Origin of the sequence: Rhodococcus sp. 06-156-4 (assembly GCF_002259345.1) — a bacterium.
In the GTDB taxonomy this organism is placed as follows: Bacteria; Actinomycetota; Actinomycetes; order Mycobacteriales; family Mycobacteriaceae; genus Rhodococcoides; species Rhodococcoides fascians_E.
In genome coordinates, this window is the sequence record NZ_NPGB01000003.1 from 232,914 (window position 1) to 253,605 (window position 20,692).

Here is a 20,692-nt window from a genome sequence, read left to right on the forward strand (position 1 = left end):
AACGGACATGAGCTTTCTGCAAGACTTGACGACCTCGCTGAGTCGTCTGACCGGCGAGCGTCGCGCCACTATCGATACACCCACTGCAGCGCCGTCACCGCTGCAGCCGATCGACCTCACCGACGACGCAGTGGTGGCGGAGGTGCTCGATCTGGCGGTTCGGGTGGGTGAGGTTCTGTTGGCGTCGGGCACCGCTGCGATGGATACGACGACCCAGGTCCAGAATGTCGCGGCCACCTATGGTCTTGCGCGCTGTGATGTCGATGTCACGTACAACTCCATCACCATCAGCGCCCATCGTGGTCCGACGCGTCCACCGTCGACGACGATGCGCATCGTTCATTACCGTTCGATGGATTTCACGCGGCTCGCGGCTGTCGACCGGTTGATCCGCAGCATTCGGTTGAAGCTGATTCCGCCGTCGCAGGCACTCGACACGTTGGACGCGATCACCACTGCCCCGCACCCGTACAACCGTTGGACGGCGACGTTCGCGTGGGCGGGCATGGCCGCGTCCATCGGTGTGTTGCTCGGCGGCGGTGTACTGGTGGCCGTCGTGAGCTTCCTGACGACGATGGTGATCGACCGAATCGGCCGCGTCCTCAACCGGGTCGGTCTTCCGTTCTTCTTCCAGCAGGTCGTCGGCGGCTTCGTCGCGGCGACACCGGCGATCACGCTGTTCAACTTCCAGGATCAGCTGGGCGTCACGGTGTCGCCGTCGCTCGTCATCGCGGCCGGTGTGACGGTGTTGCTGTCGGGCCTGTCGTTGGTGGGCTCGGTTCAGGACGCCATCACGGGGGCGCCCATCACAGCGTCGGCCAGGTTCTTCGAGGTCTTGATGATGACGGGCGGCATCATTGCCGGCGTCGCCACGTCGTTGAAGCTGGCGGCAATCATCGGCAGCGATCTGCCGCTCATCAGCAACACCGCCCCGCCGGACATCCTCGAGGTCCCGACGAAGGTGTTGGCCGGTGCTGCGGCAGCGCTGTTCTACGCCCTGGCGTGCTACGCGGAGAAGCGTGCACTGACGGCTGCGTTCCTTGGCGGTTTCGCCGGGGCGTTGGTGTCGCTGCTGGTGCAGACCGTCGACACGGGTCCGATCATCGCCTCGGCGTTCGCTGCCACGGTCGTCGGCTTCGCCGGTGGTCTGATGGCACGTCGCGCGCTGATTCCACCACTGATCGTCGCGGTCGCGGGCATCACGCCGCTGCTGCCCGGTCTGGCGCTGTACCGAGGCCTGTACGCGATACTCAACGACCAGCTGCTGCTCGGCATCAGTTCGCTGTTCGCCGCGTTCGGCATCGGCTGCGGAATCGCCGCAGGGGTCACACTCGGTGAGTGGGGCGCTCGTACGCTCCGCCGTCCGCGCATCCTCGCGCGCACCGAAGAGCTGCTTCGCCCGACTCTTCGCCGCAAAGAAGAACCGCGCCGTCCGACTGTTCGTCGGCGACGCGGTCCTGTCGAGCTGAAGAAAAAGAAGAAGGCCTAGGCCTCGGGAGTGCCCTCGGCGGACTGACGTGCTGCAGCGTCGGCCTCCATGGCCTCACGCAGGCTGCGGGGGCGCATGTCCGTCCAGTTCTTCTCCACGTACTCCAAGCACGCTGCGCGGCTGTCCTCGCCGAAGACGACGCGCCATCCCTGCGGGACATCGGAGAAGGTCGGCCACAGCGAGTGCTGGTCTTCGTCGTTCACCAGCACGAAGAAGCGTCCGTCTTCGTCATCGAATGGATTGGTACTCATCTCGCCTCACTCGTCGCATACGTAAATAGGCAGTCTTCATGGGTGAAGTGCCCCCTGACCCTAGCAACGCACACTAGCGCAGCGGGCAGTCAGCTCTTCAAGAACTCGAGAATGACGTCGTTGACGGCGTCGGGACGCTCCAGGTAGCCGTAGTGACCGACGTCGGGGATCTCGATGTACTGCGCGTCGGGAATGGCTTTCGCGAGCTCGGCTCCGAGGAACGCGGGAATCATCCGGTCGTGCTCGAACCCGACCGACAGGCAGGGCAGATCGATCTTGCCGTACGCCGAGGTGCGGTCGAAGGAATCGTCCATGCCGATCTGGGCGCGTACCCCGGGAGTGACGGGTGCGACGGAGAATTCCAGCAGATCCAGCCAGTCCCGAGCCGTCCTCGAATCCGCCAGCGTGGTCGGAGAGAGGTTCAGCGCAGCAGTGATGGCTGCCGCGTACTTGGGTGGCAGCTGCGTCTTGGCGTCGGCCAACGCGACCTCACCCTCGCCCAGAGTGCGCTGGAACTCGTCGAGGCGAGCATGACCGGCGAGGAACACAGCTTTCCGGAGGAGCTCCGGGCGTCGGAGAGCAAGCTCCTGGGCGACCCGAGCACCCATGGACGTACCGACGACGAACGCCTTCTCGTCGCCCTCGCGCACCAGCTCGATCAGCGCGGCGGTGTCTGCGACCAGGTCGTCGATGGTGATGCCCTGCACGGACTCGAACGAGGGCGCGATGCCGCGATTGTCGAAGAAGCACACCCGGTATCCCGCCTTGACCAGCGCCGGAACCTGATGCAGATCCCACACACGACCGGGGCTGCCGGTGCCCATGATCAGCACGACCAGCGGCCCGGAACCCTTGACCTGGTAGTTCAGCGTTATCCCGTTCACCGTCGCGGTGGGCATGAAACTCCTCGTCTGTTGCCTTGTGCTCGCGCAGAGTTTACGGCCGACCGTGGACATGCGTCGAACGACGGGTTTCCAGCATCGGCGTTCGGGTAGTTCTCTCCCGCCCTATCGACACGACTGCACAGGAGGCACCATGACCGACGACAGTGCATCGCACGAGGCACGAAAAGGCCTGCTCGACGCCGTCAAAGGCAAGGCCAAGGAGGTCGTAGGCGCCGTGACGGGCAATGACTCGCTGACCACCGAGGGGCAGCTCCAGGCCGCACAGGCCCGTGAGAAGAAGGAAGCCAAGGCCACCGAACTGGCGGCGGAATCACAGGCAGCCGAGGCCGGCGAGGGTCTGGCCGAGGTCAAGAATAGTGCGGACGCCCAGCGAGATTCCGTCGAGGCCAGTGCTCAGGCGTCCGAGGACGAGGCTCGTCGCGCTCAGCAGGCTCAGAGAATCGCTGCCGAGAAGGACAAGGACCGCGCCGTGGCCGCCGAAAGCGCCGACGCGGAGGTCGACGCTCGGGCCGAGCAGATCGAAGCCGCAGCCGACGCCCGGTCGGAGGTTGCGGACGCCGACCAGGACGAGTTGGAAGCCGTTGCCCGGTACCGGCAGGAAGCCGCCGCCGCGGACGCAGCCCGGGACGCCGCCGATCGCATTCGTCGCAATGCGTAGACCAGCCGACATCAAGCATCAGGAGAACCGACAATGAGTGTGCTCGACATACCGCGTTCGATACTGCGTTTCCAGTACCGGATCGTTCGCATCCCGCTCGACCTGTTCGAGAGCAACGTCGTGCAGACGTGGAGTACCGAAGCCCCTGCGCGGCTCGCGTACGAGCGGGCCGTCGGAACCCTCGATCACAAGGTCGGCAAGATCCTCGGCGACGCCGACGTCCAGTCGCGCGGTCAGGACAAGGTCGATCACGCGGACCACATCGGTCTCGCGAAGAAGCTCGACGCGCAAGCCGACGCCGCGGAGACCGAGGCCAAGACCAAGCTCGAGACAGCTCGTCGCACTGCCGAGCAGGAACGTGACGCCGCAGCGAAATCTGCACGCGAGGCGGCCGACAACGCACGGGCAGAAGCCGAGCAGCGCAAGGCCGAGGCCGAAGAAGAGGCCGACCGGAAGGCTGCGGCCCGCAAGAAGCAGGCCGACGACGCAGCGGCGGCGCGGGTGAAGGCCGCCGAGGACGCGGAGCGCAAGCAGAAGGAACAGATCGACAAGGTCGAGAAGGCCGCGTCAGCGCCTGCGGAGTCCGAGCTCGCCGACGCGGCGGAGCGTCAGGAAGAGGCCGAGGACAAGAAGGAAGAGGCAGCGCGGATCGAGAAGCTGTTCCTCGCTGAGAAGGAATCGGACTGATCACCCGGGCACGATAAATCGCTCGCTCGGCCGGCTCGATCGTCCTACGGTCAGGGCATGGGACCTCGTGTTGCGGTGGTGACCGGTGTCGGGCGGATCCGGTCGATCGGCTCCGCCCTCGCTGTCGGACTCGCCGGGGACGGGTGGGATCTGATCCTGAACTACTGGACTCCGTACGACGACCGGCTTGGATACGTCCGTGACGCCGACGACCCCGAGCGCGTGGCAGACACCTGCCGCGCGCTCGGGGTCTCCGTGTCTCTGGCACCGGGTGATCTGAGCGACCCGTCGGTGCCCGCTCGGTTGTTCGACGCCGCTGCACGTCCGGTGACGGGCTTGGTGATGTCGCACTGTGAATCGGAGGACAGCTCCGTCCTCACCACCGACGTGGACAGTTGGGACCGTCACTTCGCTGTGAACGCCAGGGCCACCTGGCTTCTGATCAAGGCATTCGCGGAGCAGCTCGACGGATCCGGAGGCAGAATCGCGGCGTTGACGAGCGATCACACCGCGCACAATCTGCCCTACGGCGCGAGCAAGGGGGCGCTGGATCGCATCGTCACGGCGGCCGCTGTGGAACTGGCGGATCTGAACGTTCGTGCGAACGTGGTGAACCCGGGCCCCGTCGACACCGGCTGGATGACCGAGAACATACGAGAAGCCGCCATTGCTGCAACACCTGCCGGCCGACTCGGAACCGCGGAGGACACGAGCAACCTCGTGCGTTTTCTGTTCTCCGACGCCGGTTCCTGGATCAACGGGCAGGTGCTGTACAGCAATGGCGGCTTCCGAATTACGTGAGACGGACGCTAGATGGCGTCGTCGAGCCGGACCAGGTCGCGTCCGCGAGTTTCGGGCGCGAGGTACGCGGACACCAGCGTGATTGCCGAGTAGACCACCAGCATTGCGGCGATCGGCCACCAGCTTCCGGTCACTGCCGTCAGCGTTGCTGCCATCAGCGGTCCGATGGCCGTGGCCAGGATGCCGCCGATCTCCTTGGCAAGTGCAAGCTGGGTGAATCGTGTTCTGGCACCGAACAGTTCGGCCATCGTGACGCTCTCGAGCGAGAACAGGCCGAGCACACCGATGTTGAGTGCGAGAACGACCGAGATGATCAGGGTTGCGTTGTTGCCGCTGGTCACCAGGTAGATCAACGGGAACGCCAACACCATGGTCGCGGCGCTGAGAATCATGTACATCGGGCGGCGACCGAACTTGTCACCCAGGATGCCGATGACCGGAATGGTGATGAATCCGAGCAGCGAACCGTAGACGATCGCCGTGGTGGCGATGGACTTCTCCAGCAGCAGAGTCGACGCGATGTAGCCCACCAGGAACGTCTGGATCAGACCCGAGTTGCCGGCCTGCCCGAAGCGAAGCCCGAGTGCGACGAAGAACGCACGGCCCTTGCGCTGACGCAGTCCGGACTCGAGAACGCTTTCCTTGGTTTCGGCGTCGACCTGCTCGATCTCCGCACGCGAGAGGGCGACACCGTCGACCACGTCGGCGCGATCCTCGAACACCGGGCTTTCCTTGAGGTTGGAGCGCAACCACACCGCGAAGAGCATCAGGAAGAAGCTCGCGAGGAACGGGATACGCCAGCCCCAGCTGACCAGTTGGTCGTCGGTCAGTACGACGAGCAGGATCGCCCAGATTCCCGACGCCGCAAGCGTTCCCGAGTTGGTCCCCAGCGAGACCAACGAACCGATGAGACCGCGACGCTTGTCCGGCGCGTACTCCACGAGCATGACCGTGGCGCCCGCGATCTCCGCTCCGGCGCCGAATCCCTGGATCAGGCGTAGTGCGACGAGCAGGATCGGCGCGAGGATGCCGATGGTCTGGTACGTCGGCAGCGCGCCGATCAGCGTCGTGGACGCTCCCATCATCGCGATCGTGATGAAGAGGACCTTCTTACGACCGATCCGGTCGCCCATCCGACCGAAGTAGATGGCACCGACGAGGCGGGCGACGTAGCCGACGCCGTAGGTGGCCATGGCTGCGATCAGGCCGATCGCCGGGCTGACGTCGGGGAAGAAGACCCGGTTGAAGACGATGGCGGCGGCCAGCGAGTACAGCTGGAAGTCCATGAACTCCATTGCTGTTCCCAGCCAACCGGACACCGCGGCCTTGGTCAGGTCGCGGGTCGACCGCTTCGGCTTCTCGTCGGCCACGGCTGGGCTCGGCGCTTCGTTCGTGTCGTGAGACATCTTGTGCTCCGTTTGTTCAAGGCTGTCCGGTCGTCCATCGCGGTGTCAACGGAATCCGTTGCACCTACGCCCCTACTGAGACCTACGACCTGCAAGAGATGGTGAGTGGCCCGTGCCACACTGATATACAAGCACTGTTATACCAATGAGTCAACAGTGCTGTCGGACTGAGCTGCGCAGACCTGCCGCCGCACGCGCCAATTCGCTCACTGCAGCCCACTCCTTGGCCTGCAGGAGGTTTCGAGGCGTCAACCAACTTCCGCCGACACACGCGACGTTCGGCAACCGGAGGTACTCGGTGGCGTTGCTCGACGAGATTCCGCCCGTCGGGCAGAACGTCAGATGCGGAAGCGGCCCGGAGAGGGCACCGAGGGCGGCTGCACCCCCGGAGGTCGACGCCGGGAAGAACTTCAGTTCGGTGTGACCCGCGTTCGAGACGTTCATCGCCTCGGTTGCCGTGGACACCCCCGGCAGCCACGGAATCGACCACCCGTGCGCAGCGTCGAGCAGGTCCGTCGGAGCGCCTGGTGACACCAGGAACCGCGCCCCGGCGTCGATCGATTTCTCCGCGTCCCGGCGAGTGAGCACCGTCCCGGCGCCGATGACGATCTCGGGCACCTCGGTCGCGATCGCTTCGATCGCAGCGAGCGCCGCCTCGGAGCGCAACGTCAACTCGATCACGTCGACGCCACCCTCGTGCAGGGCACGCGCCAACGGAACTGCGTCGGACGCATCGTCGACGACGACGACGGGAATGACCGGGCTGATGCCCATGACCTCACGTGTGTTCATGACAGTTCTCTTTCGATGGTCGCTACGGATTCGGTGGTGACTGCGGCAGAGCCGACGAGCAGATCGGCGGCTGCTGCAACCCGGCGACCGAACGGAGAATCCGGGCCGAGGTCGGCACCGAAGATCTGCTCGACGCTCAGTAGCGCCGCTACCGCGTCGTCCTGTGAGGCGGCCCGGGACAGGACGTCCGCCATCGGGTCGTCGAGGGCGCGTCCGGCGCGTAACTCGTCGATCACGTACGCGACCCAGGACGCCACCGCCACAGCGAGCCAGGTCGTCGACGATCCACGTTCCTGGGCGTCGCGCACGGTGCCCAGCAGCCTCGGACCGAGTTTCTGGGAGCCGTCCATCGCGACCTGACGGGTGGTGTGCGGCAACGTCGGGTTGGCGAAGCGCGTGAGCACCTCGTTCGCGTACGCGTCCGAGTTCATGTCCGGATGCAACGTCGGAGCGACGTCGGACACGATCATTCTGTGCGCCAACGACTTCAGGACCGGGTCCGCCACGGCGTCGGCGATGGTCGAGTGGCCCGCCCGCACCCCGAGGTACGCGAGGAGCGAGTGCGACGCGTTGAGCACGCGGAGCTTCATCGTCTCCCACGGCTCGACGTCGGTCACGAACTGCACTCCGACGAGATCCCACGCCGGCCGCTCGGCGGCGAAGCGGTCCTCGATCACCCACTGCCGGAACGGCTCGCACACGACGACGGCATCGTCGCGTAGGCCCGTCTCGTCCTCGAGCCGACGCCTGTCTTCGTCCGTCGTGGCCGGAACGATGCGGTCCACCATCGAGTTCGGAAATGCGACGGCGGAGTCGATCCAGCCCTGTAGTGCGGTCGAATCATCCCTCTGCGCAACGTAATCCCGGACGATCCCCGCCAGAAGGGCCCCGTTGTGCGGTAGGTTGTCGCAGCTCAGGACCGTCACGGGCGCATCGAGCTTCGCTCGCAACGCAAGCCCGGCGACCAGCTGACCCACCACCGTCCCAGGCGATCGACCGGTCAGGTCGGCCACGATCTCCGGGTCGTCCGGCCGGAGCCGTCCGGTCGCCGGGTCGAGCCGGTAGCCCTTCTCCGTCACCGTCAGGGACACGATTCGCACGCGCGGGTCGGCAATGGCGTCGACGACAGCATCCGCGTCGTGCACGGCGCTGATCACCTCGGTGATCGACCCGACGACGGAGGCGCGGTCGATTCCCGGCCCCTTCTCCACCAGCGTGAACAGCCCGTCCTGAGGGCGCAGCTGCTCGGCGACGGCAGCGCTTCGCTGCGTCACCCCGGTGATGCCCCACGACGAATCGCCGGTGAGCAGAGCTGCCTCATGGGTGAACGCCGCCTGGTGGGCACGGTGAAACGCCCCGAGCCCGAGGTGGACGATTCCACGCGTCACGGGCCTCGGTACCTCGGGAGCCGTCGCCGACGAGAGCCTGCTCATACGGCGAGCCGATCGCGGTGCGCACGGACCTCGTCGAGGGACGCGATCAGGCCGGTGCCGCCTCGGCCTCCGACACTGAGCGACGCCGCACTCGCAGCGAGCGCTGTGGCGTCGAGCAGGCTGTCCCCCAACGCTATCCGCGCCGTGAGGGTGCCGGCGAACACGTCGCCCGCCCCGGTCTGATCGACGACGGCCGGTGCCGGAATGGACGGCTGAAAGCGGACGTCGTCGCCGGTCACCACGGTGATGCCCTCGGACCCCTGCGTCACGGCGACAGCTTTCGCGCCCCACTCCATCAACCTCGTGGCTGCGGCCTGCGGGTCGGTGATGCCCAGAAGGTCGTCGATCTCACCGGGAGCCGACGGCACGACGACGGAGCAGTGCGGCGCGATCTCGCGGAGGAAGTTCACGGACTCGGCGGCCGTGGTGAGCCGGGGCCGGAAGTTGGGGTCGTAGACGAACGTCGACGCGTTCTTCGCGGCGAACGCCAGTGCGCGACGTGCGGAATCGGACAGTGCCGCCGTGATTCCGCTGCCCAGCACCGCCCCTGCCGCGGCGAGGACGTCGGCCGGGACGTCGGAGACGTCCAGTCCCGACCCCACGGAACCGGTGCGTGCATAGGAGAACTGACGCTGCCCCAACGGATCGATATGCAGGAAGTACGCGCCCTGTTGGCCGTCGACACGCCTGACATAGGTGTCGTCGATGCCGAGGGACCGGATCCGCGCACACACCGCGTCGCCCAGTTCGTCGTTGGATACCCGGGCGACCAGGGCGACGGACGCGCCTGCGGCCGCCGCTGCTGCGCCTGCGTTCACCACGTCGCCGGAGACACCGAGAACACTCGACGTACCGTGCGCGAACGGCTGCGTCGTCGATATCTCGACGAGTGGCTCGCCGAGGAGGACGACGTCGAAAGCTGTGTTGCTGTTCATTGTTCGTCTCACCAATCGTGCATGCTGCCGTCGAGGCGGCGGTTGACGGGAAGATAGCGGGGGTTGTACGGGTACTTCGCGGCGGCGGCCTCGTCGACGTCGACGCCGATGCCCGGCTTGTTGCCCGGATGCATGAAGCCGTTCTCGAACGTGTAGTCGGTCTGAAAGACGTCGGACGTCGGATCGACGTGGCCCATGTACTCCTGGACGCCGAAGTTCGGAATGGACAGGTCCACGTGCAGGGCCGCGGCGAGCGACACCGGTGAAAGATCGCCTGCGCCATGCGAACCGGACTTGACTCCGTACAGATCGGCGAGCGAGAAGATGCGACGCAGGTGCGTGATTCCGCCTGCGTGCGACACCGACGTGCGGATGTAGTCGATCCACCGGTTGGTGATGAGGTCCTGGCAGTCCCAGATGGAATTGAAGATCTCGCCGACGGCGATCGGAGTGGTGGTGTGCTGACGGATCGTCGCGAACGCGCTCTGATCCTCGGCAGGCGTCGGATCCTCGATCCAGAACATCCGCATGTCCTCGAGGTCGCGGCCGAGACGACCCGCTTCGATGGGCGTCAGGCGGTGATGGACGTCGTGCAGCAGGTGGAACCCGAAACCGTGACGCTCACGGACGGCACCGAGCATCTCCGGGGCGAACTTCAGGTACGGCGCGGTGTCCCACGAATCCTCCTGCGGCGCAGCGTCGGACGCCGGCTCGTAGAAGCCGTTCTTCGGGATGCCGTAGGTCTTGTCCAGACCGGGGATGGCCGACTGCGCACGGACGGCCTTGTATCCCTCGTCGAGATGCCGTGCGACGTCGTCGAGCATCTCGTCGACGCTGGTGCCGCTGGCGTGCCCGTAGACCATGACGCCGTCGCGTGCGGCGCCGCCGAGGAGCTGATAGACCGGCATGTCGGCGGCTTTGCCCTTGATGTCCCACAGCGCGACGTCGACCGCCGCGATGGCCGTCATCGTCACCGGGCCGCGTCGCCAGTACGCGCCCTTGTACAGGTACTGCCAGGTGTCCTCGATGCGCTGGGCATCGCGACCGATCAGCAAGGGGCACAGATGATCACGCAGGTACGACGCCACGGCGAGTTCCCGGCCGTTGAGGGTGGCGTCACCCCATCCGACGATGCCCTCGTCGGTGGTGATCTTCAGCGTGACGTAGTTGCGCCCGGGCGCAGTGACGATGACGGTTGCGTCGATGATCTTCATCGGTTGTCCTCGGAGTTCTGTGAAGCGGTGTCGATGACGATCTTGAGTTGAGTGGGGTCGGACAGTGCAGCGTCGAGCGCTGCGGCCGACTCTTCGAGCGGGAATCTGGACGTGACCAGAACGTTCAGGTTCACGCGGCCCTGAGCGGCAAGGGAAATCGCGTGGGCGAACGCGTCGGGTCCGTAGCGGAAGCAACCCCGGATGTCGAGCTCCCACCGTTGCACCAGGCCGATCGGGAATTCGGCGTCGCCGCGTCCTGGAACGCCGACCAGGGCGAGAACGCCGGCTGGGCCGAGGGATCTGGCGGCGTCGGCGATCGCGGCGGGGTGGCCGGAACAGTCGAAGGCGACGTCGGCGAAACCTGTGTCCAACGACGTTTCTCCGGAGAGCAACGCGACGTCGGCGCCGAGCCGGAGCGCGACGTCCAAGCGCGCCTGCGAGACGTCGGTGATCGTGACGTGCTGGGCACCGAGCGCAATCACGGTCTGCAGCACCAGGAGCCCGATAGGCCCTGCGCCGGTGATCACGACGGTCTTGCCCAGCACCGATCCGGCCCGGGCTGCCGCCCACGCGGCCACGGCCAACGGTTCGATCAGTGCCGCGACGTCGTCGGTGACGGTGTCCGGGAGTGTGTGCGCGAAGGCGTCCGGCATCACGACCGACCCGCGGAGCAATCCGTTGTTCGGCGGGGAGCCGAAGCAGACGACGCTGGGATCGACGTTGTAACGGCCACGCAGTGCGTGCTGGGCGTGCGGTCCCGGCACGGCAGGCTCGATCGCGACGCGCTGACCGAGGCGATGGGACGGGACCCCGTCTCCGACCTCGACGATGCGGCCGAAGCCTTCGTGCCCGAGCACCGTGGGTCGGGTGAGGACGTTGGTGCCGTTCTTGCCATCGGCGTAGTAGTGGAGGTCGGATCCGCACAGACTGACACCGGCGATCTCGACGCGCACCTGACCTGGGCCGACCTCGGCGCGGTCGACGTCTTCGATTCTCAGATCGCGGCGTGCGTGCAGGATCGCAGCACGATCTCGGCCCTGGGTGTTCATCGGTGCCTCGCAGTTCGTCAGTCTTGAATACCAGCACTGCCATACTAGTGCGTAAGTGACGTGCGTCAACTTTCCTGTCCGTGCCGCGCATAGCTCACGTATCCGACCGGCCATTACTGTTGACGCGGTGAGCACCCGAAAAGTCACCGCGCGCGAAGCCGCCTACAAGGAGCTGCGGCACCGAATCGTGTCGTTGAAGCTGCCTCCGGGCAGCCCCCTGTCGGAGAACGAGCTGGCCGAACACCTGTCGGTGAGCCGTACTCCCGTGCGCGAATCACTGATTCTCCTCGCCGAGGAAGGCCTGGTGCAGGTCTTTCCTCAACTCGGTACGTTCGTGTCGCGGGTGGACACCGAGAAGGTCGCCGACGCGCAGTTCGTCCGGGAGGCCATCGAGATCGCGTCGTTGAAGGACGCGGTCGCCGGACGATCCGACGCGGACATCGCCGCCCTGCGTGACAACCTGGCTCAGCAGAGCGAACCAGGCCTGAGCATGGACGACTTCTTCGAACTCGACGAGAAATTCCACCTGGCGCTTCTGGCCGCCGGTGGGCACTCGGCAGCATGGAGGTCCGTCGAGTCCGCGAAAGCGCACCTCGACCGTGCCCGGCGCCTCGGCCTACGGGACACCCGCCCCATTCCTGAGCTCATCGCCCAGCACACCGCCATCGCCGACGCTGTCGAGCAGGCAGATTTCGCAGCCGCGGAGCGCGCGATGCGTGATCACCTGCGCGCAGTGTTCGACGACGTCGAGCGGATCAAGGAAGCAAGTCCACACCTGTTCTCGGACAGCAACGAACGGCCCACCCGACGAGTCATCGCGAGCTGGTGACGCCGGCCCACGTCGCGCGGTAGGCCCTGGGTGAGACTCCGATGTCGGCCATCAGCTGCTGCCGCAGGGACGTGGCGGTACCGAAACCGGCCTCGGCCGCGACACGGTCGATGGTGTGATCGGTGTTCTCGAGCAGTTCCTTGGCGCGCTGCACACGTTGCTGTGCAATCCATTTCGCCGGAGATACACCCACTTCCGCGGTGAATCGACGCGTGAACGTGCGGACGCTCATGGACACCGACGACGCAAACGCCTCGTTTGACAGCGGCTCGTGCAGCCTCTCCAGCGCCCACTCCTGGGCCGCAGCAATCGAACTGGCCGTGGAGCGGCGAACGGGCGGCGCGACGTACTGAGCCTGACCACCGCTCCGATGCGGCGGAACCACCGTTCCCCGCGCAACCCGGTTCGCGACAGCCGAGCCGAAATCGCACCGAATCATGTACAGGCACAGATCGATACCCGACGCCTCCCCCGCCGCCGTCAGTACGTCGCCGTCGTGGGTGTACAGGACATTCGGTTCGAGACGAACCTGGGGATACAACGCCCGGAACTGCTCCGCCGACGCCCAGTGCGTCGTTGCGCGTCGGCCGTCGAGCAGACCCGCAGCGGCCAGAACGAACGCACCTGTACAGATCGACGCGATCCGAGTCCCGGGCCGAATCCGCTGGAACAGTGCGGTGTCCGAGACGGGATCGTCGCCGTAGTCCAGATCCGACGCAGGAACGATCACCGTGTCGGCATCGGCAACAGCCTCCAACCCGCGCTCCACCACGATGCTCACGTCCGAATCCGTGCGCACCGGACCGGGCGTCGCGGTACACGTCACCACCGAGTACAGCGGCTCACCGTCCTCGGACCTCGCCTGGCCGAACAATCGATGGACCGAGCCGAATTCCATCCCCAACAGTCCGTCACGAACGACGACGACCACCCGATGCGGACCTCGGGTGGTGTCACGATCTCGACGTGTACGCATGGCCGAATTCTTTCACATGTTGTCCGGTAGGCCACTGGTTCGGCCGATCGGCTGGTGACAGGCTCAGGACATGAACATTCTTTGGGTTTCCGCGCATCCCGACCCTCGCTCGCTCAACGGATCGTTGCGTGACTCGGCGCTGAAATGGCTCGCCGGGGCGGGTCACACCGCCATGGAGTCCGACCTGTACCGCATGGGATGGAATCCGGTGGTGACCGCGGAGGACTACGCACACGATCCGGCACACCGACTGCACGTGGCCACTGCGTCGTCGACCGCTCTCGCAGACGGGACGATAGCCGCCGACATCGCCGCCGAACAGGACAAGGTACGCCGAGCCGATGCCGTCGTACTGCAGTTTCCGCTGTGGTGGTTCTCGATGCCCGCCATCATGAAAGGCTGGGTGGACCGCGTGTTCGTCGAGGGCTTCGGATACGGAATTCGCAAGGCGGAAGGTGGAACTCGCCGCTACGGCGACGGTCTGTTGGCGGGCACCCGAGCACTGATCGTCACCAGTATGGGCGGCAGTGAACACACGGTGTCGCCGCGCGGTATCAACGGCTCACTGGACGAACTGCTGTTCCCCATTCAGCACGGATTCTTCTGGTACACAGGCATGTCCGTGCTACCACCGGTGCTGATTCCCAGCGCCGACCGAATGACCGACGACGGTTACGCCGCGGCCGAGACGCACCTGCAGGCCCGGCTGGCCACACTGTTCTCCGACCGGCCGATCCCGTACCGCACCCAGAACGGCGGTGAGTACGACGCGAACTTCGTCCTGGACGACACCCATGCCCCCAGCGAATCGGGCCTGCGAGTTCACACCCGCTGAGCTGCACCGAATTCCGAAAGGACCTGCTACCTGCCGCTCACCGGCGTGGTGCCCTCCCACGCCGCCCAGAGCTCTGCGTAACGGCCGCCGGCGGCGACGAGTTCGTCGTGGCCGCCCTCCTCGAGGATCCGCCCGTGTTCCAGCACGACCACACGATCGGCGGCGGCGGCCTGCGTCAGGCGGTGCGCGACGACGAGCGTGCTGCGGCCACGGGTCGCTGCCTGCGCAGCGGCCTCGAGATCGCGCGCACCGGAGCTGCCTGCCTCGGCGGTCGCCTCGTCCAGGACTGCGACGGCAGGATCGGCCAACACGAGCCTCGCCAACGCAAGTTGCTGCGACTGCGCCGCCGTCAGCTCGTGGCCGCCCTCTCCGACCTGAGTGTCGACGCCGTCGGCGAGCGCGTCGACCCACGCGCCTGCGCCGACGGTCGTCAGCGCCGCGTGGATCTCGTCGCGGGTGGCATCGGGAGCAGCCAACTGCAGATCCTCGGCAAGAGTGCCGGAGAAGACGTGCACCTCCTGGCTGACGATCGCGATGTGGCGACGCAGACCGTCGGCGCCGAGGTCGTCCAGGCTCGCACCGCCGATGCGCACCTGCCCGTCCGTCGCGTCGATGGACCCGGCCGCGATGGCTGCGATGGTCGACTTGCCTGCACCCGTGGAACCCACCAGCGCAACGGTTTCCCCGGCACGGACCGTGAGGTCGATGCCGTGCAGCACCTCGTTCCCACCGTCGTACGAGTGACGCAGCCCGGTGACCTCGAGGGTGGCGTCGGCGGGCACCACGCCGGTGCCGCGTGACCGCTGATCCGGGATGTCCATGACGCCGACGAGTCGGGCGAGAGACGCTCCCGCCGACTGCACGTCGTCGAACGAGAACATCAGCATGCCGATGGGATTGAACAGCCGATGGAACAGCAACGCCGCGGCGGTGACCTGACCGACGGTGACGTGGCCGTCCTGGACGAACAGGAAGCCCGCCGCGAGGATGACCGAGAGGCCGACGCATTCGGCGCGATTGCTGCGCGAACCGAATCGCGTGAAGAGGCGAAACACCGTGATGCCGATGTCCCGTGCCTTGCCCGACGCCTTGTCGATCTCGCCCAGGTGCGATTCCTCGAGTCCGTAGGCCCGAACGGTGCGGGCGCCCTGCATGCTGGAGATCAAGGCCTGCGACCGTTCGCCCATGGCGACGCGTTCGGCGGCGTACAGCGGCGCGGACCGGGGTAGGTACCAGCGCAGCGCGAGCACGTACATCGGAATGGCGACCATTCCTGCGAGTCCGAGTCGCCAGTCGAGGCTGAGCATGGCCACGACACTGAGGGTCACCAGCAGCAGAGCGGACACGATGTTGGGGATCACTTCGCCGATGGACTTCGCCATGACCGCCACGTCGTCGCCGACACGAGAGAGCAGATCTCCCTTGCCGACTCGCTCCAGAGTTCCGACGGGAAGGTGCAGTGCGCGTCCGAGCACGCGTTCCCGCAGCGACGCCAGGATGCCCTCGCCGAGCTTGCTGATCAGGTACGAACTCCACGCGGTGAACACGCCACCGACCACGGCTGCGACGGTGATGATCGCGACGACCGAGACGATGGTCGACGTCGGTGCACCGTCGGTGACCCGGTCGACCAGCACGCCGAACACGTAGACCGGCACGAGCGACATCGCCGCTGCGACAGCGGAGATCAGCAACGTGACAGCCCCGAGTCCGCGGCGCCCGTTCAGTTCGCCGCGCAGGAACGCCCACGATCGTCGGCCCGTCGCGATGGGCAGCAGTTCGGGTGTCGTGGTCATCGCAGCACCGTGTCCTTGTAGCGGTCGTCGTGGGCGGCGAGTTCGTGGTGCGTTCCCTCGGCGACGACCCGCCCGTCGTCGACGACGATCACCCGGTGGGTGACCGCGAGCAGCGCGGGACTCGTCGTGATCAGCACCGTGGTCTGGGCCTGGTCACCGTCGTGGCGCAGTTCCTTGATGCCGGCGGCGATGGCATGTTCGGTGACTGCGTCGACGGCGGTCGTCGGGTCGTGCAACACCAGCACCGGAGCGGACACCGACAGTGCGCGGGCCAGCGCGACGCGCTGCCGCTGACCACCGGACAACGAGGCACCCCGGTCGGTCACGGCATGATCGAGTCCGGTCTCGTGCAGCGCCACCACGTCCTCGACAGCCGAGGCCGCCAGGACCGGCGCCAGCTCGTCGTCGGCGCGTGCGGCTCCGGCGGTGATGTTGGACCGCACCGTCCCGGCGAACAGGTCGGTGTTGTGCGGCTCCACCAGCACCGTGCGGCGAACCTCCGTCAGACCGAGCGTGTCGACAGCGGCACCGCCGATGGTGACGTCGCCGACGTAGTCGTCGGACGCGACCTGACCGGACAGCACGGCAGCCAGCGCCTCCCCGTCCTGCGCGCGCAGAGCGACGACTCCCAGCAGCTCACCCGGAGCGACCGACATCTCCAGACCGTCCAACGACCGATATCCGACGCCGTGGACACCCAGATTCGTCGACGACGGTGCGTCCGAGCCACCCTCGGGAAGTACGTGGTCGGCGCCGAGAACGAGGGCGAGCCGGTCCGCGGAACCACGCACCATCGCCGCGACGCCCGGCAGCCGCGACATCGTCGTCAACGGCTCGATCAGAAACTGCGACAACCCGACGACGGTGATCAACTCGCCCACCGAGATTCGGCCCTGCAGCGCGAAGAATCCGGCGGTACCGGCGATGCCGACCGACAGAAGCGCGGTGACCGTCGTCGAAAATCCGAGGTAGACGCTGTTGGCCTTCGCCATCTTCATCGTCGCACCCAGTGCCGTACGGCTCGACGCGTGGAACCGCGCCGCAGCAGCGTTCTCGGCGCCGATGCCGCGCAGCGGCCGAACGCCACTGACCAGATCGGTGGCCATCCCGGAGACACGAGCGACCTCGGCCTGCTGCGTCGTCGCGGTCCGCGTGAGCAGCGGCGCTGCGCGCTGAAGCAGATACATGATGACGGGAGTGCCCACCAGCACGGCGATTCCCAACGGAATGTCCACGATCAGCAACGCCACCGCGCACACGACCGTCGCGGCGATGGCAGCCACCGTCCGCGCGATGACGTCGAGAATCCAGGACGTCTTCTCCGCGTCGGATGTGGACACCGTCAGCAGTTCACCGGACACCAGATCGGTGCGAACACCACGCGGATCGAGTACCCGACCGGCGACCTCGACGCGCATCATGTGCGCCTCACGTTCGATCGCGACGACGATGATCCGCGCCCCGAAGCGGTACGCGAACGACAGCACCACGAACAACCCGGCCAGGCCGAACAGCGAGACGATCATCGCCCGGCCGTCACCGGTGTCGATCGCGCGGCCGACGATCAAACCGATCGCGACGGGCACCATGGTCTCGCAGAACTGATGCACGCAGAAGAACAGTGACGAAATGATCATCCGGGCCCGTTGACGTACGACGGTTCGCCGAAGAATCGCACTGCCTGTCACAGGAGTGGAGCCCGCGGAACGACCCAGGGGGCCAGGAGTGGAGCCTGCGGGAGAAAAACGCATTGCCTGATGCTATTTCATTCCGGGGGTCCGTCGGGACGCTCGCTCGCGGCGCAAAGTGGCGAGAGAGCACCGCATTCTCATAGAGTCGGGGCGCACCATATTCGAGCAGCCACAGAAGATGGAGAACACCATGGCCGCCAAGACCACCACCGACACCGACATCGCCGACGAGGACCTGGAGCCGTTGGCCGACGAGACCGCCAGCCAGGCGCAACGCGTCGTCGCCGCCTATGCGACGGACGCCGACGAGTGCCGCATGCTTTTGTCGATGTTGGGTATCGATCCCACAGCGAAGGTCGACTGACCTACCCCGGTTTCGAGAAGATTGGACAGTAGTGGCTGACGCCTCGCAGGGCTCGGATTTTGTGGTCGTAGCCAACAGGCTGCCCGTCGACCTGGAGAAACTCCCCGACGGCAGCACGCGATGGAAGCGCAGCCCCGGCGGACTCGTCACGGCTCTCGAACCGATCCTGCGCGCCAACAAGGGCGCATGGGTCGGATGGCCTGGGGTCCCCGACGTCGACGTCGAGCCGTTCGTCGAGGACGAGCTCGAACTGTGCCCGGTCGCCTTGACCGAGCAGGAAGTCGCCGACTACTACGAAGGCTTCTCCAACGCCACCTTGTGGCCGCTCTACCACGATGTCATCGTCAAGCCGGTGTACGACCGCTCCTGGTGGAACGCGTACGTCGAGATCAATCGCCGCTTCGCCGAGACCACGTCCGCGGCGGCTGCGCAGGGCGCGACCGTCTGGATTCAGGACTACCAACTCCAGCTCGTCCCGAAGATGCTGCGGATGCTGCGGCCGGACCTCACGATCGGCTTCTTTCTGCACATCCCGTTCCCTCCGGTCGAGTTGTTCATGCAAATGCCGTGGCGCACGGAGATCGTCGAAGGCCTCCTCGGGGCCGACCTCATCGGATTCCACCTCGCGGGCGGCGCCCAGAACTTCCTCTACCTCGCCCGACGCCTCGCCGGCCAGGTCACCTCACGTGGCACCGTCGGCGTCCGGTCACGGCTCGGTTCGGTGCAGGTCGGGTTCCGTACCGTCCGCGTCGGCGCGTTCCCGATCTCGATCGACTCCGGCGACCTCGACGAGAAGTCCCGCTCGAAGGCTGTCCGTGATCGCGCGAAGCAGATCCGCAAGGAGCTGGGCAACCCGAAGCGCATCATGCTCGGCGTCGACCGCCTCGACTACACCAAAGGCATCGACGTCCGGCTGAACGCATTCCGTGAACTGCTCGAAGAGCACCGCATCGACCCGGTGGACAACGTCATCATTCAGCTCGCCACCCCGAGCCGTGAACGCGTCGAGAGCTACAAGGCGATGCGCGGTGAAATCGAACAACAGGTCGGCCGTATCAACGGCGAATACGGCCAGGTGGGCCACCCGGTACTGCACTACCTGCACCGTCCGATCCCCCGCGACGATCTCATCGCGTACTTCGTGGCCGCGGACGTCATGCTCGTCACTCCGCTGCGCGACGGCATGAACCTCGTCGCCAAGGAGTACGTCGCCAGCCGCAGCGATCTGGGTGGCGCCCTGGTTCTCAGCGAATTCACCGGTGCCGCAGCCGAACTGCGTCAGGCGTACCTGTGCAACCCGCACGACCTGGACAGCGTCAAGGACGCCATCGTCTCCGCGCTGGAACAGCCGGCGGAAGAAGGTCGACGCCACATGCGGGCGATGCGGCGCCAGGTCCTCGCGCACGACGTCGACCGCTGGGCGCGGGCCTTCCTCAACGCACTGTCGAACCCGCAGCAGGAGGGCACGCTCCCCACCCGGTCGCAGTAGAACACGTTTCTGTTTCCCGTGACCGGCGGGAGCACGCCTGACCTCGGTTCATGGCCGAATCAACGAGAACACGTTCCAACCGGTGCTAGCGTGCGTATCCATGACCCATACGCTCACCTGGCACGACGACATCAGCCGCCAAGCCCGCGTTCTGTCCTGCGCGATGCGCCTGACGTTGAAGCCGACGTTCTCGCTGTGGCCGTTGACCGACGGTGGCATCAAGGCCATCGGTCAGCTCGACCGTGCCGTCGACAGATTGCCCAAACCCAAGCGTGTGACCATCGAACAGGTTCGATTGGGCGGCGTCCCGTGCGAGAAGACGACGCACCCCAAGACCGCGACCGGATCACTCGACGGCGCGTCCGTGCTCTACTTCCACGGCGGCGGATTCGTGTTCTGCGGCCTCGCCACGCACCGAAGTGCGTGCGCGACGATTGCAGCTCGCGCAGGGGTCCCCGTCTACTCCGTCGAGTACCGACAGATCCCCTACGGCGGCATCGGAACATCGATCGCCGACGCCATGGCGTCCTACCGCGCCGCGCTGGAAACCGTCGCCGATCCCAGCAAGATCATCGTCGCCGGCGACTCGGCGGGTGGATACCTGGCGATGAAAGTCGCCGAACTGGCCGTACTCGACGGTCTCACCCCGCCCGCGGCGGTCCTCGGGTTCTCTCCACTGCTGAACCTCGACCTGAAGAGCCATCCGAAGGAGTTCATGAAGAAGGACGCCTACCTTCCGATGAAGCAGGTCATCGCGTTGGAGGATCGGTGGCTGAACGGGCCCGACGCCATCGCCGGCTCACCGTCGCCGATCGACGTCGACCCGGCGATCTTCCCGCCGGTGTTCCTGTCCACCGCGCAGTACGAGTTGATGCGTCCCGACGTCGAAGCGATGACGGCCTCGCTCGCGGCAGCAGGCAGAACCGTCGAGACGCACGTCTGGAAGGGCCAGGTTCATGCGTTCCCGGTGATGGCGGGCGCCCTGCCCGAGGCACGCGTCCTCCTCGATCTCGCCGTCGCGTTCGCCGCTCGCGTGCTGGCCGACCCGTCTCCGCAGTGAGCACCGTTAAATCGATGGCGTAGCCCAGTTCT

Annotated in this window: 20 protein-coding genes; 9 read left to right on the plus strand and 11 right to left on the minus strand. The window is 66.2% G+C overall.

Features of this window, described 5'->3' with window-relative positions; translation table 11 throughout:
• Positions 1–7: 7 nt before the first annotated feature.
• On the plus strand, positions 8–1,489 hold the full coding sequence (locus tag CH290_RS01315) for a threonine/serine exporter family protein (RefSeq protein ID WP_019663792.1): 1,482 nt from the start codon (positions 8–10) through the stop codon (positions 1,487–1,489).
• On the opposite strand, the gene CH290_RS01320 is transcribed toward CH290_RS01315, so the two are convergent.
• Complete coding sequence (locus tag CH290_RS01320; protein WP_019663793.1) at positions 1,486–1,740, minus strand: MbtH family protein; 255 nt, start codon at positions 1,738–1,740, stop codon at positions 1,486–1,488. The genes CH290_RS01315 and CH290_RS01320 overlap by 4 nt on opposite strands.
• An 89-nt stretch (positions 1,741–1,829) precedes the next feature.
• Positions 1,830–2,639 (minus strand): alpha/beta fold hydrolase, encoded by an 810-nt coding sequence (locus CH290_RS01325; protein ID WP_020110789.1) that lies wholly within the window; start codon positions 2,637–2,639, stop codon positions 1,830–1,832.
• A gap of 136 nt (positions 2,640–2,775) precedes the next feature.
• Here CH290_RS01325 and CH290_RS01330 point away from each other — a divergent pair, with 136 nt between their 5' ends.
• The 3 genes from CH290_RS01330 to CH290_RS01340 are packed head-to-tail and all read left to right on the plus strand — an operon-like array spanning position 2,776 to position 4,791.
• Entirely contained in the window at positions 2,776–3,303 is a 528-nt protein-coding gene (locus tag CH290_RS01330; RefSeq protein WP_020110788.1) for a hypothetical protein, read from the plus strand.
• 33 nt (positions 3,304–3,336) lie between these two features.
• On the plus strand, positions 3,337–3,990 hold the full coding sequence (locus tag CH290_RS01335) for a hypothetical protein (RefSeq protein WP_033189160.1): 654 nt from the start codon (positions 3,337–3,339) through the stop codon (positions 3,988–3,990).
• Positions 3,991–4,047: 57 nt separating this feature from the next.
• Positions 4,048–4,791, plus strand: a complete 744-nt coding sequence (locus tag CH290_RS01340; RefSeq protein WP_033189159.1) for an SDR family oxidoreductase — start codon at positions 4,048–4,050, stop codon at positions 4,789–4,791.
• 8 nt (positions 4,792–4,799) lie between these two features.
• Here the strand turns inward: CH290_RS01340 and CH290_RS01345 are convergent, their stop codons facing one another.
• The 6 genes from CH290_RS01345 to CH290_RS01370 form a co-directional block, all read right to left on the minus strand.
• A complete protein-coding gene (locus tag CH290_RS01345; protein ID WP_019663798.1) occupies positions 4,800–6,197 on the minus strand; it encodes an MFS transporter in 1,398 nt (465 codons plus the stop codon).
• A 150-nt stretch (positions 6,198–6,347) separates the two neighbouring features.
• Positions 6,348–6,989 carry a bifunctional 4-hydroxy-2-oxoglutarate aldolase/2-dehydro-3-deoxy-phosphogluconate aldolase gene (locus CH290_RS01350; protein ID WP_033189158.1) on the minus strand — a complete coding sequence of 214 codons (642 nt, stop codon included), beginning with the start codon at positions 6,987–6,989 and terminating at the stop codon, positions 6,348–6,350.
• The gene (locus CH290_RS01355) at positions 6,986–8,377 is read right to left on the minus strand and encodes a mannitol dehydrogenase family protein (protein WP_230620968.1); all 1,392 of its coding nucleotides are present in this window, start codon (positions 8,375–8,377) and stop codon (positions 6,986–6,988) included. The genes CH290_RS01350 and CH290_RS01355 overlap by 4 nt, the downstream gene beginning before the upstream one ends.
• A gap of 41 nt (positions 8,378–8,418) precedes the next feature.
• Positions 8,419–9,357, minus strand: coding sequence for a PfkB family carbohydrate kinase (locus CH290_RS01360; protein WP_033189156.1), 939 nt, complete (start codon positions 9,355–9,357; stop codon positions 8,419–8,421).
• Positions 9,358–9,365: 8 nt separating this feature from the next.
• Entirely contained in the window at positions 9,366–10,571 is a 1,206-nt protein-coding gene (gene manD / locus CH290_RS01365; protein ID WP_019663802.1) for a D-mannonate dehydratase ManD, read from the minus strand.
• Positions 10,568–11,620, minus strand: a complete 1,053-nt coding sequence (locus CH290_RS01370; protein ID WP_019663803.1) for a zinc-binding dehydrogenase — start codon at positions 11,618–11,620, stop codon at positions 10,568–10,570. The genes manD and CH290_RS01370 overlap by 4 nt, the downstream gene beginning before the upstream one ends.
• Positions 11,621–11,747: 127 nt before the next feature.
• Between CH290_RS01370 and CH290_RS01375 the strand changes: the two genes are divergently transcribed.
• Positions 11,748–12,449, plus strand: coding sequence for a GntR family transcriptional regulator (locus CH290_RS01375; protein WP_033189155.1), 702 nt, complete (start codon positions 11,748–11,750; stop codon positions 12,447–12,449).
• Here CH290_RS01375 and CH290_RS01380 read toward each other — a convergent pair.
• A complete protein-coding gene (locus CH290_RS01380) occupies positions 12,433–13,425 on the minus strand; it encodes a GlxA family transcriptional regulator (protein WP_170947625.1) in 993 nt (330 codons plus the stop codon). The genes CH290_RS01375 and CH290_RS01380 overlap by 17 nt on opposite strands.
• A 70-nt stretch (positions 13,426–13,495) precedes the next feature.
• On the opposite strand from CH290_RS01380, the gene CH290_RS01385 reads away from it, so the two are divergent.
• Positions 13,496–14,260 carry an NAD(P)H-dependent oxidoreductase gene (locus CH290_RS01385; protein ID WP_033189153.1) on the plus strand — a complete coding sequence of 255 codons (765 nt, stop codon included), beginning with the start codon at positions 13,496–13,498 and terminating at the stop codon, positions 14,258–14,260.
• Positions 14,261–14,286: 26 nt separating this feature from the next.
• Here the strand turns inward: CH290_RS01385 and CH290_RS01390 are convergent, their stop codons facing one another.
• Positions 14,287–16,056 carry an ABC transporter ATP-binding protein gene (locus CH290_RS01390; RefSeq protein ID WP_033189152.1) on the minus strand — a complete coding sequence of 590 codons (1,770 nt, stop codon included), beginning with the start codon at positions 16,054–16,056 and terminating at the stop codon, positions 14,287–14,289.
• The gene (locus CH290_RS01395; protein ID WP_019663808.1) at positions 16,053–17,693 is read right to left on the minus strand and encodes an ABC transporter ATP-binding protein; all 1,641 of its coding nucleotides are present in this window, start codon (positions 17,691–17,693) and stop codon (positions 16,053–16,055) included. Before CH290_RS01395 ends, CH290_RS01390 begins: the two co-directional genes overlap by 4 nt.
• 244 nt (positions 17,694–17,937) lie before the next feature.
• Between CH290_RS01395 and CH290_RS01400 the strand changes: the two genes are divergently transcribed.
• From CH290_RS01400 to CH290_RS01410, 3 genes are all read left to right on the plus strand, one after another.
• Positions 17,938–18,111, plus strand: a complete 174-nt coding sequence (locus CH290_RS01400; RefSeq protein WP_167336916.1) for a hypothetical protein — start codon at positions 17,938–17,940, stop codon at positions 18,109–18,111.
• Between the two features lie 31 nt (positions 18,112–18,142).
• A complete protein-coding gene (locus tag CH290_RS01405) occupies positions 18,143–19,600 on the plus strand; it encodes an alpha,alpha-trehalose-phosphate synthase (UDP-forming) (RefSeq protein ID WP_019663810.1) in 1,458 nt (485 codons plus the stop codon).
• A 100-nt stretch (positions 19,601–19,700) separates the two neighbouring features.
• Positions 19,701–20,660, plus strand: a complete 960-nt coding sequence (locus tag CH290_RS01410) for an alpha/beta hydrolase (protein WP_019663811.1) — start codon at positions 19,701–19,703, stop codon at positions 20,658–20,660.
• Positions 20,661–20,692: the final 32 nt, after the last annotated feature.

What these genes read in the sequence shown, in the direction of transcription:
- CH290_RS01370 (WP_019663803.1), bottom strand. Translation starts at nt 11,620, where the DNA reads ATGAACACCCAGGGCCGAGATCGTGCTGCGATCCTGCACGCACGCCGC.
- CH290_RS01395 (WP_019663808.1), bottom strand. Translation starts at nt 17,693, where the DNA reads ATGATCATTTCGTCACTGTTCTTCTGCGTGCATCAGTTCTGCGAGACC.
- CH290_RS01350 (WP_033189158.1), bottom strand. Translation starts at nt 6,989, where the DNA reads ATGAACACACGTGAGGTCATGGGCATCAGCCCGGTCATTCCCGTCGTC.
- CH290_RS01320 (WP_019663793.1), bottom strand. Translation starts at nt 1,740, where the DNA reads ATGAGTACCAATCCATTCGATGACGAAGACGGACGCTTCTTCGTGCTG.
- CH290_RS01340 (WP_033189159.1), top strand. Translation starts at nt 4,048, where the DNA reads ATGGGACCTCGTGTTGCGGTGGTGACCGGTGTCGGGCGGATCCGGTCG.
- manD (WP_019663802.1), bottom strand. Translation starts at nt 10,571, where the DNA reads ATGAAGATCATCGACGCAACCGTCATCGTCACTGCGCCCGGGCGCAAC.
- CH290_RS01325 (WP_020110789.1), bottom strand. Translation starts at nt 2,639, where the DNA reads ATGCCCACCGCGACGGTGAACGGGATAACGCTGAACTACCAGGTCAAG.
- CH290_RS01335 (WP_033189160.1), top strand. Translation starts at nt 3,337, where the DNA reads ATGAGTGTGCTCGACATACCGCGTTCGATACTGCGTTTCCAGTACCGG.
- CH290_RS01360 (WP_033189156.1), bottom strand. Translation starts at nt 9,357, where the DNA reads ATGAACAGCAACACAGCTTTCGACGTCGTCCTCCTCGGCGAGCCACTC.
- CH290_RS01330 (WP_020110788.1), top strand. Translation starts at nt 2,776, where the DNA reads ATGACCGACGACAGTGCATCGCACGAGGCACGAAAAGGCCTGCTCGAC.
- CH290_RS01390 (WP_033189152.1), bottom strand. Translation starts at nt 16,056, where the DNA reads ATGACCACGACACCCGAACTGCTGCCCATCGCGACGGGCCGACGATCG.
- CH290_RS01345 (WP_019663798.1), bottom strand. Translation starts at nt 6,197, where the DNA reads ATGTCTCACGACACGAACGAAGCGCCGAGCCCAGCCGTGGCCGACGAG.
- CH290_RS01410 (WP_019663811.1), top strand. Translation starts at nt 19,701, where the DNA reads ATGACCCATACGCTCACCTGGCACGACGACATCAGCCGCCAAGCCCGC.
- CH290_RS01400 (WP_167336916.1), top strand. Translation starts at nt 17,938, where the DNA reads ATGGCCGCCAAGACCACCACCGACACCGACATCGCCGACGAGGACCTG.
- CH290_RS01385 (WP_033189153.1), top strand. Translation starts at nt 13,496, where the DNA reads ATGAACATTCTTTGGGTTTCCGCGCATCCCGACCCTCGCTCGCTCAAC.
- CH290_RS01380 (WP_170947625.1), bottom strand. Translation starts at nt 13,425, where the DNA reads ATGCGTACACGTCGAGATCGTGACACCACCCGAGGTCCGCATCGGGTG.
- CH290_RS01315 (WP_019663792.1), top strand. Translation starts at nt 8, where the DNA reads ATGAGCTTTCTGCAAGACTTGACGACCTCGCTGAGTCGTCTGACCGGC.